The sequence below is a fragment of the Pseudomonas sp. CC120222-01a genome (assembly GCF_003097235.1).
GTDB lineage: Bacteria > Pseudomonadota > Gammaproteobacteria > Pseudomonadales > Pseudomonadaceae > Aquipseudomonas.
The window spans coordinates 29,226-44,094 of the sequence record NZ_QEQQ01000034.1 but is presented as its reverse complement, the minus strand read 5'-3'; the positions used below and the strand labels follow the sequence as shown (position 1 = coordinate 44,094).

Below are 14,869 nucleotides of genomic sequence, written 5' to 3'. Positions count from 1 at the left end.
GCTGACGACCGTCGCCTGGTGGATTCCACCCGTTCGCTGTTCAAGACCGGCTTCTTCCAGGACATCCAGCTGAACCGCGATGGCAACGTCCTGATCATCAACGTGGTCGAGCGCCCGTCGGTATCGAGCATCGAGATCGAAGGCAACAAGGCGATCAGCACCGAAGACCTGATGAAGGGCCTGAAACAGTCGGGCCTGGCCGAAGGCGAGATCTTCCAGCGTGCCACCCTCGAAGGCGTGCGCAACGAACTGCAGCGCCAGTATGTGGCCCAGGGCCGCTACTCGGCCGAAGTCGATGCCGAAGTAGTGCCGCAGCCGCGCAACCGGGTGGCCTTGAAGATCAAGATCAACGAAGGCACGGTCGCCGCCATCCAGCACATCAACATCGTTGGCAACACCGTGTTCGGCGATGAAGAGCTGCAGCAGCTGTTCGAGCTCAAGACCACCAACTGGCTGTCGTTCTTCAAGAACGACGACAAGTACGCCCGCGAAAAACTCTCCGGTGACCTGGAGCGTCTGCGTTCCTACTACCTGGACCGCGGCTACATCAACATGGACATCGCCTCCACCCAGGTGTCGATCACCCCGGACAAGAAGCACGTCTACATCACCGTCAACGTCAACGAAGGCGAGAAGTACACCGTTCGCGACGTGAAGCTGTCGGGTGACCTGAAGGTGCCGGAAGACCAGGTCAAGTCGCTGCTGCTGGTGCAGCCGGGCCAGGTGTTTTCGCGCAAGGTGATGACCACCACCTCCGAGCTGATCACCCGTCGCCTGGGCAACGAAGGCTACACCTTCGCCAACGTCAACGGCGTGCCACAGCCGAACGACCAGGACCACACCGTCGATATCATGTTCGTGGTCGACCCGGGCAAGCGTGCCTACGTCAACCGCATCAACTACCGCGGCAACACCAAGACTGAAGACGAAGTGCTGCGCCGCGAAATGCGCCAGATGGAAGGTGGCTGGGCTTCGACCTACCTGATCGACCAGTCCAAGACCCGTCTCGAGCGCCTGGGCTTCTTCAAGGAAGTCAACGTCGAGACCCCGGCGGTGCCAGGCACCGACGACCAGGTCGACGTCAACTACAGCGTCGAAGAGCAAGCCTCCGGCTCGATCACCGCCAGCGTCGGTTTCGCCCAGAGCGCCGGCCTGATCCTCGGTGGTTCGATCAGCCAGAGCAACTTCCTCGGCACCGGTAACAAGGTGTCCATCGGCCTGACCCGTTCGGAATACCAGACCCGTTACAACTTCGGCTTCGTTGACCCCTACTTCACTGCCGACGGCGTGAGCCTGGGCTATAACGCCTTCTACCGCAGCACCGACTACAGCGACCTTGACGTCGACGTGGCCAGCTATGCGGTGGACAGCCTGGGTGCCGGTGTCAGCCTCGGCTACCCGATCAGCGAGACCTCGCGCCTGACCTACGGCCTGAGCGTTCAGCAGGACAAGATCAAGACTGGCAAGTACACCGTTGACGAGATCTTCGACTTCCTCAAGCAGGAAGGTAGCAACTTCACCAACTTCAAGGCTTCGATCGGCTGGTCCGAGTCGACCCTGAACAAAGGTGTGCTGGCGACCCGTGGTCACTCCCAGAGCCTGACCCTCGAGAGCACCATTCCGGGTAGCGACCTGTCGTTCTACAAGCTCGACTACCGCGGCCAGCTGTTCAAGCCGATTACCAACGACTACACCCTGCGCCTGCACACCGAACTGGGCTATGGTGATGGCTACGGCAGCACTTCGGGCCTGCCGTTCTATGAAAACTACTACGCGGGTGGCTTCAACTCCGTACGTGGCTTCAAGGACAGCAGCCTGGGCCCACGTAGTACGCCGAGCAAGGGTACCAACCCGGGCACCATCGCCGACCCGGATCAGGATCCGCTGCCGTTCGGTGGTAACGTGCTGGTGCAAGGTGGTGTCGAGTTGCTGTTCCCGCTGCCGTTCGTCAAGGACCAGCGCTCGCTGCGCACCTCCGTGTTCTGGGATGTGGGTAACGTGTTCGACACCAACTGCGGCAGCAAGCCAGATTGCGAAAAGGTCGGCTTCTCGGGCATGGCCAGTTCGGTCGGTCTGGGTGTGACCTGGATTACTGCTCTGGGCCCGTTGAGCTTCAGCCTGGCGATGCCGGTGAAGAAGCCGAGCGATGCCGATACCCAGGTGTTCCAATTCTCTCTGGGCCAGACCTTCTAAGGTCGGCCCTTGCTTAACGACAACGGTTTTTCCAGGAGTGCATCGTGCGTAAATTGGCTCAACTGGCCGTAGTGGCCGCGGCGCTGGTCGCCACCCCGGCTTTCGCCGAAATGAAGGTCGCCGTGCTGAATTATCAGATGGCTCTGCTCGAATCCGATGCCGCCAAGAAGTACGCGGTCGATGCCGAGAAGAAGTTCGGCCCGCAACTGACCAAGCTGAAAAGCCTGGAAAGCAGCGCCAAAGGCATCCAGGACCGCCTGATCAAGGGCGGTGACAAGATGCAGCAGCAGGAGCGTGAGCGCCTGGAGCTCGAATTCAAGCAGAAGGCCCGTGACTTCCAGTTCCAGTCCAAGGAGCTGAACGAGGCCAAGGCCGTTGCTGACCGCGACATGCTCAAACAGCTCAAGCCAAAACTGGACGGCGCTGTCGAGGAAGTGATCAAGAAGGGCGGCTACGACCTGGTTCTCGAGCGCGGCGCGGTCATCGATGTCAAACCTCAGTACGACATCACCCGCCAAGTCATCGAGCGGATGAACCAAGCGCGTTGATATGACCGTGACCATGACGCTCGGCCAGCTGGCCGAGGCCCTCGGGGCCACACTCAAAGGCCCTGAGGCGCTGCAGATTACCGGGCTGGCTACCTTGCAGGAGGCCGGCCCCGGTCAATTGAGCTTCCTCGCCAACCCGCAGTACCGCAAATACCTGGACAACTGCCAGGCTGCTGCTGTGCTGCTCAAGGCTGCGGACGCCGAAGGCTTTGCCGGCAATGCCCTGATCGTGGCTGACCCGTATCTGGCTTATGCACGCATTTCCCACCTGTTCGATCCCAAACCCAAGGCTGTGGCGGGTATTCATCCCAGCGCCGTGGTGGCGGAGGACGCCCAGGTGGACGCCAGTGCCAGTGTCGGGCCGTTTGCGGTCATCGAGAGCGGTGCGCGTATCGAAGCCAACGTCAGCATCGGCGCACATTGCTTCGTCGGTGCTCGTTGCGTGGTGGGTGAAGGCGGCTGGCTGGCACCGCGTGTCACGCTTTATCACGACGTGACCATCGGCAAGCGTGTGGTCATCCAGTCGGGTGCCGTGATCGGTGGTGAGGGCTTCGGCTTCGCCAACGAGAAGGGCATCTGGCGCAAGATCGCCCAGATTGGCGGCGTCACCATCGGTGATGACGTGGAAATCGGCGTCAACACTGCCGTTGATCGCGGCGCGCTGTCCGATACCCGGATCGGCGACGGGGTCAAGCTCGACAACCAGATCCAGATCGCCCACAACGTGCAGATCGGTGATCACACGGCCATGGCCGCCTGTGTCGGGATCTCCGGCAGTACGCGCATCGGCAAGCATTGCATGCTGGCGGGTGGCGTAGGCCTGGTGGGGCATATCGATATCTGCGATAACGTATTCATCTCCGGAATGACCATGGTGACCCGTTCGATTACCGAACCTGGCTCCTATTCATCCGGCACGGCCATGCAGCCTCTGGCTGACTGGCGCAAGAGCGCGGCGCGAATTCGCCAGCTCGATGACATGGCAAAGCGGCTCCAGCAGCTGGAAAAACGTGTCGATACCGTGACCTCAGGTGGCGAGCCGACATCAGAAGGCTGATACCATTTCCTGAGCAAGAGTGAACAGTCGCTAGCTGGCTCCTCTTTGGACTGCAAAAGGAGCGTGTGGTCAGCACCTGCGCTCCCTATTCTTATTACAGGCTTCCCCCCGAAATGATGGACATCAACGAGATTCGCGAATACCTGCCTCACCGCTACCCGTTCCTGCTGGTAGATCGTGTGACGGATCTGGACTTCGAGGCCCAGAGCATTCGTGCCTACAAGAATGTCAGCATCAACGAGCCGTTCTTCAATGGCCATTTCCCGGCGCACCCGATCATGCCGGGCGTCCTGATCATCGAAGCCATGGCTCAGGCGGCCGGCATCCTTGGTTTCAAGATGCTTGATGCCAAGCCGGCCGATGGCACCCTGTACTACTTCGTCGGTTCCGACAAGCTGCGCTTCCGCCAGCCGGTACTGCCGGGCGACCAGCTGGTGCTGGAAGCCAAGTTCCTCAGCCGCAAGAGCATGATCTGGAAGTTCGAGTGCCGCGCCCTGGTCGACGGCAAGCCGGTGTGCTCGGCTGAGATCACCTGTGCGGAACGCTCCCTGTGAGTTCGATTGATCCGCGGGCGATCATCGATCCGTCGGCCAAGCTGGCCGATGGCGTCGAGGTTGGCCCGTGGTCGATCGTCGGTCCGGATGTCGAGATCGGCGAGGGCACCGTCATTGGCCCACACGTCGTGCTCAAGGGGCCGACCCGGATTGGCAAGCACAACCGCATCTACCAGTTTTCCTCGATTGGCGAAGACACCCCGGACCTCAAGTACAAGGGTGAGCCGACGCGCCTGGTAATCGGTGACCACAACGTGATCCGTGAAGGTGTGACCATTCACCGTGGTACGGTCCAGGACCGTGCGGAAACCACCCTGGGTGATCACAACCTGATCATGGCCTATGCCCACATCGGCCACGACAGCGTCATCGGCAACCACTGCATCCTGGTCAACAACACCGCGCTGGCCGGGCATGTGCACGTGGGAGACTGGGCGATCCTGTCCGGTTTCACCCTGGTGCACCAGTACTGCCACATCGGCGCCCATGCGTTCTCTGGCATGGGCACGGCGATTGGCAAGGACGTGCCGGCCTTCGTCACGGTATTCGGCAGCCCTGCCGAGGCCCGCAGCATGAACTTCGAAGGCATGCGCCGCCGTGGTTTCAGCGACGAGGTCATCCATGCCTTGCGCCGTTCCTACAAGATCGTCTACCGCCAGGGCCTGACCGTGGAAGAGGCGATCAAGGAGCTGGACGAGCTGGCCGCCAAGCACGAGCAGGTCGAGCTGTTCCGCCAGTCGATCGTGAACTCCGCCCGCGGCATTACCCGCTGACATGGCGCAGCTTTGCGTAGCCCTGGTCGCTGGTGAGGCCAGCGGCGATATTCTCGGTTCCGGTCTGATGCGCGCCCTCAAGGCGCGCCATCCGGATGTCCGCTTCATCGGTGTGGGTGGCCCGTTGATGGAGGCCGAAGGCCTTCAGTCATACTTCCCCATGGAGCGCCTTGCGGTCATGGGCCTGGTCGAAGTGTTGGGGCGCCTGCGTGAGCTGCTCAAGCGACGCAAGCTCTTGATCCAGACCTTGATCGATGAAAAGCCCGATGTGTTCATCGGCATCGATGCCCCCGATTTCACCCTCAATATCGAACTGAAACTGCGTCAGGCCGGGATCAAGACCGTCCATTACGTCAGCCCGTCGGTCTGGGCGTGGCGGCAGAAGCGCGTGCTGAAGATCCGCGAAGGTTGCGACCTGATGCTCACGTTGCTGCCCTTTGAAGCGCGCTTCTACGAAGAGCAGGGTGTGCCGGTGCGGTTTGTCGGCCACCCGCTGGCCGATACCATTCCGTTGTCGGCAGATCGCCAGGCGGCGCGTCACGAACTGGGCCTGGCCGATGGACCGGTGGTGGCGTTGATGCCAGGTAGCCGTGGTGGTGAAGTAGGGCGCCTGGGGGCACTGTTCCTCGACGCCGCCCAGCGCCTGCACGAGCTGCTGCCTGGCGTGCGTTTCGTGTTGCCGTGTGCCAACGCAGCCCGTCGAGCCCAGGTCGAGCAGATGCTCGAAGGCCGCGATCTGCCGTTGACCTTGCTCGATGGCCAGTCGCACCGGGCCTTGGCTGCCTGCGATGCGGTGCTGATCGCTTCCGGAACCGCCACGCTGGAGGCGCTGCTGTACAAGCGCCCGATGGTCGTGGCCTACCGCCTGGCCCCGTTGACCTACTGGATTCTCAAGCGCCTGGTGAAAAGCCCCTACGTGTCGCTGCCCAACCTGCTGGCCCAGCGTGAACTGGTGCCTGAGTTGCTGCAGGATGCCGCGACCAGCGAAGCCCTGGCGCAGACCCTGGCACCACTGGTTACCGATGGTGCCCAGCAGACCGAACGCTTCGATGAGATTCACCGCACCCTGCGCCGCGACGCCTCCAATCAGGCGGCCGACGCGGTGCTCGCTTTGCTCAAGGACCGCTGACATGCAGATTGGACTGGACTTCAACCTGGTCGAAGACCTGGTCGCCGGCGTCGACGAAGTCGGCCGCGGCCCGTTGTGCGGTGCGGTGGTCACGGCGGCGGTGATCCTCGACCCGGCCCGGCCGATTCTTGGCCTGAACGATTCGAAGAAACTCACCGAAGCCAAGCGCGAGGCGCTGTTCGACGAGATCTGCGAAAAAGCCCTGAGCTTCTGCATCGCCCGCGCCGAAGTCGAGGAAATCGACCGGCTGAACATCCTGCAGGCCACCATGCTGGCCATGCAGCGAGCGGTGGAAGGGCTGCACGTGACGCCGAAGCTGGCACTGATCGACGGTAACCGTTGCCCGAAACTGGCGGTGCCAGCTGCACCAGTGGTCAAGGGTGATAGCCAGGTGCCGGCAATCGCTGCCGCCTCGATCCTGGCCAAGGTGACCCGCGACCGGGAGATGAGCGCGTTCGAGCTGATCTATCCGGGTTACGGGATTGGCGGGCATAAAGGCTATCCCACGCCTGTGCATCTGGAAGCCCTCGCGCGCCTGGGCCCTACGCCCATTCATCGGCGCTCGTTCGGCCCGGTGCGGGCCGCCTGGCAAGCCCGTGAAGGCATCACCGACGCGTTGATCTGATGACCTGGGGCCGCTATGCGGCCCCAAATGTTTTAAGCAATTACGCTACAATCCCGCTCTTGTCGTTCAGCACTGCTACAGGACTTTCCATGTCGGTTCCCTTCGTTCACCTGCGCGTCCACTCCGAATTCTCGCTGGTCGACGGCCTGGTACGGATCAAGCCGCTGGCCAAGGCGCTGGCGGGGATGAACATGCCAGCGGTGGCGATCACCGACCAAAGCAACATGTGCTCGCTGGTCAAGTTCTACAAGACCGCCATGGGCGCCGGGATCAAGCCGATCTGCGGTGCCGACCTGTGGCTGGCCGGTGCCGACCCGGAAGCACCGCTGTCGCGCATCTGTTTCCTGGCCATGGACCCCAAGGGCTATCGCAACCTCACCGAGTTGATCTCCCGTGGCTGGACCGACGGTCAGCGCAATGGCCTGGTGATCCTTCAGCGTGAGTGGATCGCCCCCGCCAGCGAGGGGCTGATCGCCCTGTCCGCCGGCAAGGCGGGCGATATTGGCATGGCCCTGATGAATGGTCGCCAGGATGAAGCCGAAGCCCTGCTGCGCGACTGGATGGGCATGTTCCCGGAGCGCTTCTACGTCGAAGTGCAGCGCACCAACCGCGCTGGCGACGAGGAGTACGTGCACGCCGCCGTGGCCCTGGCCGATCAGCTCGGTGCGCCACTGGTCGCCACCAACGACGTGCGTTTCATCAAGCAGTCCGACTTCGACGCCCACGAAACCCGCGTTTGCATCGGCGAGGGCTGGACCCTCGACGACCCCCGTCGCCCGCGTGGCTACAGCGACCAGCAGTACCTGAAATCGGCCGAGGAAATGGCCGAGCTGTTCAGCGACCTGCCGGACGCCATTGCCAATACCGTCGAGATCGCCAAGCGTTGCAACATCCAGGTGCAACTGGGCAAATACTTCCTGCCTGATTTCCCGACGCCCAACGGCATGGGCATCGACGATTACCTGCGTCACGTCTCCCACGAAGGCCTGGAAGAGCGCCTGGCGGTGCTTTGGCCGAAAGAAACCACACCGAATTACGAAGAGAAGCGCCAGGTCTACCTGGACCGCCTGAAGTTCGAACTGGACATCATCATCCAGATGGGCTTCCCCGGTTACTTCCTGATCGTTATGGACTTCATCAAGTGGGCCAAGAACAACGACGTGCCGGTTGGTCCGGGGCGGGGGTCGGGTGCGGGCTCGCTGGTGGCCTACGTACTGAAGATCACCGACCTCGACCCGCTGGCCTACGACCTGCTGTTCGAGCGCTTCCTCAACCCTGAACGTATTTCTATGCCCGACTTCGACGTCGACTTCTGCATGGATGGCCGTGACCGGGTGATCGATTACGTGGCCGAAGCCTATGGCCGCAACGCCGTGAGCCAGATCATCACCTTCGGCACCATGGCCGCCAAGGCGGTGGTGCGCGACGTGGCGCGGGTGCAGGGCAAGTCCTATGGCCTGGCCGACCGCCTGTCGAAGATGATCCCGTTCGAAGTGGGCATGACCCTGGAGAAAGCCTACGAACAGGAAGAAATCCTGCGCGACTTCCTCAAGGGCGACGAGGATGCCCGCGAGATCTGGGACATGGCGCTCAAGCTCGAAGGTGTCACCCGTGGTACCGGCAAGCACGCCGGTGGTGTGGTAATCGCCCCGACCAAGCTCACCGACTTCTCGCCGATCGCCTGTGACGAAGAGGGCGGCGGCCTGGTGACCCAGTTCGACAAGGACGACGTCGAGGCTGCGGGCCTGGTGAAGTTCGACTTCCTCGGCCTGCGTACCCTGACCATCATCAAGTGGGCGATGGAGATCATCAACCGCGAGCAGGCCAAGCAGAACCTGCCCGATCTCAACATCGATTTCATCCCGCTGGACGACCGCAAGACCTACGAGCTGCTACAGAAAGCCGAAACCACGGCGGTGTTCCAGCTCGAATCCCGCGGCATGAAGGAGCTGATCAAGAAGCTCAAGCCCGACTGCCTGGAAGACCTCATTGCACTGGTGGCACTGTTCCGCCCGGGCCCGCTGCAGTCGGGCATGGTGGACGACTTCATCAACCGCAAGCACGGCCGCGCCGAGCTGGCCTACCCGCACTCCGACTACCAGTACGAAGGCCTCAAACCGGTACTGGCACCGACTTACGGCATCATCCTGTATCAGGAACAGGTGATGCAGATCGCCCAGGTGATGGCGGGCTACACCCTCGGCGGCGCCGACATGCTGCGTCGAGCCATGGGTAAGAAAAAACCCGAGGAGATGGCCAAGCAACGCGGTGGCTTCATCGAAGGTTGCGTTGCCAACAACATCGATGCGGACCTGGCCGGTAACATCTTCGACCTGGTAGAGAAATTCGCCGGTTACGGCTTCAACAAATCCCACTCCGCCGCCTATGGCCTGGTTTCGTACCAGACTGCCTGGCTGAAGACCCACCACCCGGCACCGTTCATGGCCGCGGTACTCTCGGCGGACATGCACAACACCGACAAGGTAGTGGTGCTGGTCGAGGAAGTGCGCAGCATGAAGCTGCGCCTCGATGCGCCGGACGTGAATTTCTCCGACTTCAAGTTCACCGTTAACAATGACGGCCGCATCGTCTACGGCCTGGGTGCGATCAAGGGTGTCGGTGAAGGCCCGGTGGAGGCCATTGTCGAGGCGCGTGCCCAGGGCGGGCCATTCAAGGACCTGTTCGACTTCTGCGAGCGCATCGACCTCAAGCGGGTCAACAAGCGTACCCTCGATGCGTTGATCCGCAGCGGCGCGCTGGACCGCCTGGGCCCGCACTTCCATGATGAGATCAAGGCCTATCAGGCCAATATCGACCTCAACCGTGCGACCTTGCTGTCTGCCCTGGGCGAGGCCATCAAGGCTGCCGAGCAGGCGGCGCATACCGCCGACAGTGGCCACGTCGACCTGTTCGGCGGCATGTTCGACGAGGCGGATGTCGACGTCTACGCCAACCACCGCAAGGTGCGCGAGCTGACCCTCAAGGAGCGCCTGAAGGGCGAGAAGGACACCTTGGGCCTGTACCTCACCGGCCACCCGATCGACGAGTACGAGACCGAGATACGCCGTTTCGCCCGCCAGCGCATCATCGACCTCAAACCGTCGCGTGAGACCCAGACCATTGCCGGGATGATCATTGCCCTCCGGGTGATGAAGAACAAGAAGGGCGACAAGATGGGCTTCGTCACCCTGGATGACCGTTCCGGGCGCATCGAGGCCTCGCTGTTTGCCGATTCCTATATGGCGGCACAGTCCTTGCTGCAGACCGATGCCATGGTGGTGGTCGAGGGCGAGGTGAGCAACGACGACTTCTCCGGTGGCCTGCGCCTGCGGGTGAAGCAGGTGATGACCATGGAGGATGCGCGCACCAAGCTGGCCGAGAGCCTGCGCCTGAAAGTGGCGCACGAAGCGCTCAAGGGCGACCGCCTGAAATGGCTGGGCGAACTGATCACCCGCCATCGCGGGGCTTGCCCGATCACCCTGGAGTACACCGGCAGCGATGCCAAGGCGATGTTGCAGTTCGGCGAGCAGTGGAAGATCGACCCGGCCGATGGCCTGATTCAGGCACTGCGTGACCAGTTCGGGCGTGAGAACGTCTTCCTGCAATATCGTTGAATCGACGAAATTTAATCTCGACCTATATGCGCCTGATCCCTTAAGGTAGGGCGCCAAACGGATCAACCGGCCGGCCGCCTGGCCGTAGACCCAAGACGGATGACTATGAACCCGAATTTTCTCGATTTCGAACAGCCGATTGCCGACCTGCAAGCCAAGATCGAAGGCCTGCGCCTGGTAGGCAACGACAACTCGCTGAACATCAGCGATGAAATTGCCCGTCTGCAAGACAAGAGCAACACCCTGACCGAAAGCATCTTCGGCAACCTGACCAGCTGGCAGATCGCCCGCCTGGCTCGTCATCCGCGTCGTCCATACACCCTGGACTACCTGGATCACATCTTTACCGAGTTCGAAGAGCTGCACGGTGATCGCCACTTCTCCGACGACGCTGCCATCGTCGGTGGTACTGCGCGCCTGGACGGCAAGCCGGTCATGGTCATCGGCCACCAGAAGGGCCGCGAAGTGCGCGAGAAGGTTCGCCGCAACTTCGGCATGCCGCGCCCTGAAGGCTACCGCAAGGCCTGCCGCCTGATGGAAATGGCCGAGCGCTTCAAGATGCCGATCCTGACCTTCATCGACACCCCGGGCGCCTACCCGGGCATCGACGCCGAAGAGCGCAACCAGAGCGAGGCTATCGCCTGGAACCTGCGCGTCATGGCGCGCCTGAAGACCCCGATCATCGCCACCGTGATCGGTGAGGGTGGTTCCGGCGGTGCACTGGCCATTGGCGTGTGCGACCAGCTGAACATGCTGCAGTACTCCACCTACTCGGTGATCTCGCCGGAAGGCTGCGCCTCGATCCTGTGGAAGACTGCCGACAAGGCTGCCGACGCCGCCGAAGCCATGGGCATCACCGCTGAGCGCCTGAAGAGCCTGAACATCGTCGACAAGGTCATCCAGGAGCCGCTGGGCGGCGCCCACCGTGACCCGGCGAAGATGTCCGAAAGCATCCGTGCCGACCTGGTGCAGCAGCTGGACATGCTTGGCAAGCTCGACAATGACGCGCTGCTGGCCCGTCGTTACGACCGCCTGATGAGCTACGGCCTCTGATATGCCCTGGGGGCCGCGTCGCGGCCCTTTCGCGACACAAGGCCGCTCCTACAGGGAATCGCGAACTCCTGTAGGAGCGGCCTTGTGTCGCGAAAGGGGTGCAAAGCACCCCCGGCAACCTCAAGCCAAGTGAGGCCCAGATGATCAACCTCACCCCCTGGCTCAACGCCCCCGCCTGGTACATCGCCTTCTCTGGCGGCCTCGATTCCACCGTCCTCCTGCACCTGCTGGCCAATCACGCCCGCAACCATGCATCACCTCCGCTGCGCGCCCTGCACATTCACCATGGCCTGCAGTCCGCCGCCGACGCGTGGCCTGCCCACTGCCAGTCGATCTGCGACCAGTTCGGTATCGAGCTACAGGTCATCCACGTCCAGGTCGCCCCCGGCGCCAGCCTCGAACAGGCTGCCCGCGACGCCCGTTATGCCGCCTTCAGGCACGTGCTCGGCCCAGGCGACATCCTGTTCGCCGCCCAGCACCGTGACGACCAGGCCGAAACGGTGCTCTTCCGTATGCTGCGAGGTGCCGGCCTGCGCGGCCTGGCGGCGATGCCCGGACAGCGCCCGCTAGGGCAGGGCAGCCTGGTCCGGCCATTGCTGGCCACCTCGCGCCAGCAGTTGCATGACTACGCCCAGGCCAATGAGCTGGTGTGGATCGAAGACCCGACGAATGTTGATACCGACTTCGACCGCAACTATCTGCGCGCAGAGGTGTTCCCGCATTTGCACCAGCGTTGGCCGCAAGCCAGCCAGAACATCGCCCGTTGTGCGGAGCATCTGGGCGAGGCGCTGGGCCTGCTCGACGAACTGGCGCAGGGTGATCTGGCCGAGGCCGGGGAGGGCGCCGCTCCGGCCTGGGCAGCCTTGCAGTCGCTCGATCTGGCGACGCTCACCCGCTTGTCACCTGCACGGCAGCGCAATGCCCTGCAGTACTGGCTGAGCCAGCGAACCCGCTTGCCCGATACCCGTCATTGGGCCGGCTGGGCGGACCTGCGCGATGCCGTTGCAGATGCACAACCTGTCTGGCGGCTAGCCGACGGTCGGTTGCTGCGCAGTCATGGCCGTATCTGGTGGTTGAGTGGTGACTGGCTGCAGCAACCCATGGGCGAGTATGCCTGGGCCGACCCCGGGGCGATCCTGGAATTGCTGGGCAACGGCAGTGTGCGTCTTGATGCCGCCGCGCCACTGGGCGAGCTGCGTATCGCCTACCGCCAGGGCGGCGAAGTGCTGGACATCCCCGGCCGCGGCCGACGCGACCTCAAGCGCCTGCTCAACGAGCTGCAGGTCCCGCACTTCGTGCGCCCGCGCCTGCCGTTGCTGTATTGCGGCGAGCGCCTGCTGGCAGTGGCCAATCTGCCTTCGCTGGGGCAGGCCGATTGCCAGCTTCACTGGCAGCTGCCGACGAACGCGCAAGGTTTGAGCTGAAGGGTACATTCCGGTAGACTACCCTCCCTTCTTGATACAACTTCTGTGGCTTCCCCGGAAACACAGCAGTTGCCGATTACCAAGCAGTTTTTTGCTGGGCTGATTCTGGAAATGACGAGCGAGCTCCATGCCGGGGATACCCTGGTCTGTACAGACGCGGCAGTTTTTCGAGATGCACTGTGATTGACGCAGGTGATCGGGGGCTTCGGCCTTCCTTCGCTTTCTCCGGCGGCGCTGGCCGCCTTAACGCAGACTTCTAGGGTTTTTCATGACGCGCTACATATTCGTCACGGGCGGTGTTGTTTCTTCATTGGGGAAAGGCATTGCCTCGGCTTCCCTGGCGGCCATCCTGGAAGCGCGGGGCCTGAAGGTCACCATGCTCAAGCTGGATCCGTACATCAACGTCGATCCGGGCACCATGAGCCCGTTCCAGCATGGTGAAGTGTTCGTCACCCACGATGGCGCCGAGACCGACCTCGACCTGGGCCACTACGAGCGGTTCATCCGCACGACCATGACCCAGAACAACAACTTCACCACCGGCCGTATCTACGAGCACGTGCTGCGCAAAGAGCGCCGTGGTGACTACCTGGGCGCGACCATCCAGGTCATCCCGCACATCACCGACGAGATCAAGCGTCGCATCATCAAGGGCGCCGGCGATGCCGACGTGGCCCTGGTGGAAATCGGCGGTACCGTGGGTGACATCGAGTCGCAGCCGTTCCTCGAGGCGATCCGCCAGCTGCGCGTCGAAGTGGGCTCCAAGCGCGCCATGCTGATGCACCTGACCCTGGTCCCGTACATCGCCACCGCTGGCGAAACCAAGACCAAGCCGACCCAGCACTCGGTCAAGGAGCTGCGCTCCATCGGCCTGCAGCCTGACGTGCTGATCTGCCGTTCCGACCACCCGGTCGACGCCTCGTCGCGCCGCAAGATCGCGCTGTTCACCAACGTTGAAGAACGTGCGGTGATTTCGCTGGAAGACGTTGACACCATCTACAAGATCCCAGGTGTATTGCACGCCCAGGGCCTGGACGACTTCGTCGTCGAGCGCTTCGGCCTGCAGTGCAACAGCGCCGACCTGTCCGAGTGGGACAAGGTGGTCGATGCCAAGCTCAACCCTGAGCAGGAAGTCACCATCGCCATGGTCGGCAAGTACATGGAGCTGCTGGATGCGTACAAGTCGCTGATCGAAGCGATGAGCCACGCCGGCATCACCAACCGCACCAAGGTCAACCTGCGCTACATCGATTCCGAAGACATCGAGAACCAGGGCACCAGCCTGCTCGAAGGCGCCGACGCCATTCTGGTACCGGGCGGTTTCGGCCTGCGCGGCGTGGAAGGCAAGATCACCGCGGTGCAGTACGCCCGTGAGAACAAGGTCCCGTACCTGGGCATCTGCCTGGGCATGCAAGTGGCCGTGATCGAGTTCGCTCGTAACGTGATGGGCTGGAAAGACGCCAACTCCACCGAGTTCGACCGCAACAGCGGCCACCCGGTAGTCGGCCTGATCACCGAGTGGGCCGATGCCACCGGTGCCGTCGAGACCCGTACCGAAGCCTCCGACCTGGGCGGCACCATGCGCCTGGGCGCTCAGGACTGCCAGCTGGCAGCCGGTTCCAAGGTGCACGACTGCTACGGCAAGGACATCATCACCGAGCGTCACCGTCACCGTTACGAGGTCAACAACAACCTGCTGCCACAACTGGTCGATGGCGGCCTGGTGGTTTCCGGTCGTTCCGAAGACGGCGCGCTGGTCGAAGTGGTCGAGGCCAAGGACCACCCATGGTTCGTTGCCTGCCAGTTCCACCCGGAGTTCACCTCCACCCCGCGTGACGGTCACCCGCTGTTCAGCGGCTTCGTCAAGGCGGCTCTGGCCCAGAAGAACAAGGCCTGATT

Annotated in this window: 11 protein-coding genes; all 11 read left to right on the top strand. The window is 62.5% G+C overall.

What is annotated here, in order from left to right:
* The coding region (gene bamA / locus N430_RS27425) for an outer membrane protein assembly factor BamA (RefSeq protein ID WP_116583664.1) at positions 1-2,193 on the top strand (2,193 nt) is incomplete at its 5' end.
* Between the two features lie 44 nt (positions 2,194-2,237).
* Positions 2,238-2,741, top strand: coding sequence for an OmpH family outer membrane protein (locus tag N430_RS27420; protein WP_003252311.1), 504 nt, complete (start codon positions 2,238-2,240; stop codon positions 2,739-2,741).
* A gap of 1 nt (position 2,742) precedes the next feature.
* A complete protein-coding gene (gene lpxD, locus N430_RS27415) occupies positions 2,743-3,798 on the top strand; it encodes a UDP-3-O-(3-hydroxymyristoyl)glucosamine N-acyltransferase (RefSeq protein ID WP_110639783.1) in 1,056 nt (351 codons plus the stop codon).
* 113 nt (positions 3,799-3,911) lie between these two features.
* Positions 3,912-4,352, top strand: a complete 441-nt coding sequence (gene fabZ, locus N430_RS27410) for a 3-hydroxyacyl-ACP dehydratase FabZ (protein ID WP_003252314.1) — start codon at positions 3,912-3,914, stop codon at positions 4,350-4,352.
* Entirely contained in the window at positions 4,349-5,125 is a 777-nt protein-coding gene (lpxA, locus tag N430_RS27405; protein ID WP_085675614.1) for an acyl-ACP--UDP-N-acetylglucosamine O-acyltransferase, read from the top strand. Before fabZ ends, lpxA begins: the two co-directional genes overlap by 4 nt.
* A gap of 1 nt (position 5,126) precedes the next feature.
* Positions 5,127-6,254 carry a lipid-A-disaccharide synthase gene (gene lpxB / locus N430_RS27400; protein WP_110639784.1) on the top strand — a complete coding sequence of 376 codons (1,128 nt, stop codon included), beginning with the start codon at positions 5,127-5,129 and terminating at the stop codon, positions 6,252-6,254.
* A gap of 1 nt (position 6,255) precedes the next feature.
* Positions 6,256-6,879, top strand: coding sequence for a ribonuclease HII (gene rnhB / locus N430_RS27395; protein WP_110639785.1), 624 nt, complete (start codon positions 6,256-6,258; stop codon positions 6,877-6,879).
* Positions 6,880-6,968: 89 nt separating this feature from the next.
* On the top strand, positions 6,969-10,493 hold the full coding sequence (dnaE, locus tag N430_RS27390) for a DNA polymerase III subunit alpha (protein WP_110639786.1): 3,525 nt from the start codon (positions 6,969-6,971) through the stop codon (positions 10,491-10,493).
* Positions 10,494-10,598: 105 nt separating this feature from the next.
* Positions 10,599-11,546 (top strand): acetyl-CoA carboxylase carboxyl transferase subunit alpha, encoded by a 948-nt coding sequence (gene accA, locus N430_RS27385; RefSeq protein ID WP_103445323.1) that lies wholly within the window; start codon positions 10,599-10,601, stop codon positions 11,544-11,546.
* 140 nt (positions 11,547-11,686) lie between these two features.
* Positions 11,687-12,970 (top strand): tRNA lysidine(34) synthetase TilS, encoded by a 1,284-nt coding sequence (tilS, locus tag N430_RS27380; RefSeq protein WP_110639809.1) that lies wholly within the window; start codon positions 11,687-11,689, stop codon positions 12,968-12,970.
* 268 nt (positions 12,971-13,238) lie between these two features.
* On the top strand, positions 13,239-14,867 hold the full coding sequence (locus tag N430_RS27375; protein ID WP_079229451.1) for a CTP synthase: 1,629 nt from the start codon (positions 13,239-13,241) through the stop codon (positions 14,865-14,867).
* Positions 14,868-14,869 lie beyond the last annotated feature (2 nt).